Source organism: Campylobacter sp. BCW_6877, from assembly GCF_001762445.1.
Classification (GTDB): domain Bacteria; phylum Campylobacterota; class Campylobacteria; order Campylobacterales; family Campylobacteraceae; genus Campylobacter_D; species Campylobacter_D jejuni.
On the sequence record NZ_MJWW01000046.1, the window covers coordinates 1 to 1082 of the forward strand.

General features: G+C 31.3%; 1 protein-coding gene. It reads right to left on the reverse strand.

What is annotated here, in order from left to right:
* Positions 1-1082: hypothetical protein (locus tag AJ936_RS06750; RefSeq protein WP_070274232.1), on the reverse strand; the 1082-nt coding region annotated here is incomplete at both ends.

The window sequence follows — 1082 nt, forward strand, 5'->3', positions numbered from 1 at the left end:
AGTTTGTCTAAATATCCTCTTTTATAAATCCATTCTAATCTTTCAGGTGTAAAATAATAAGGGGCATTAGGATAGCCTTGAGGAGGAGTGAGGGCTGCTAGTTTGGCGCTTAATACTAGGGTATCTTTGAATAAAGTAGCTTGTTGTTCACTCCAATCATTTGGAGTATCTACATCAAAGTTAGTTTTCATCCCATTTCTATATCCATCCATAGCATCATCAAATTTATTTCTACTTTCAGGAGTAGAATCTATATCTCTTGGATCTTTTAATTTGCCTTTTTCAATATCATCATATAAAGCCCAAATGATCCTGCCTTCTTCATCATAGGCAAAATCATATTTATTTAAATCAATCACCCAATCTACTCCCATAATCTCATCTATAAAAGGAAGCATACCAAATTCATCAGGCTGTATAGTTTTAGCTAAATCTTTTACTAATTTGGCCCTTAAAGGATTTTTATGTATCCCTGCCATACCTATACCTATTTCTAAAAGATTATCAGCATAATTATAAATTCCTCTTTTTATACCTAATTCTTCATATCCTCCACCTGTGAGTTGAATATATAAAATAAAACATTGTATCATTCTGGCATTAAAGCCATGATTTTTAGAACGCACAAAATATTCAGGTTTTCCTAGTATTCCTGCTGCTATACCCCATTCTTGTCTAAAAAGAGAAGATTTTAAGGTTTCTTTATTATTGTTAACTTCATCATAAATATAGGCGTATTCTTCATTGATTAAATATCCTTTTTCATCTACATTAGCATAAGCATCATAGGGTATATCTATAACAGTGCTTCTTATACCACTTCTTATAATTAGATATTTATATCTTTCTCTTTTAGTTTTTAAAGATTTATAATAAGCTTTTTCTGCTTTAGTCCAAGGAGCTATAGCTCCTTTGATAGGATCTTTTAAATATATACTTTGCCAATCTTTAAATTCAAGTAAAGTAGAACTTTGTCCTGTATAAAAGTTAGGATCTAGGTATTGGGGTTTATAGTCTTTGTAGGGGGAGTTTCTTAATATGCGATCGGCTTCAAAAAGGGCTTTGGAATATTCTTCGGTATA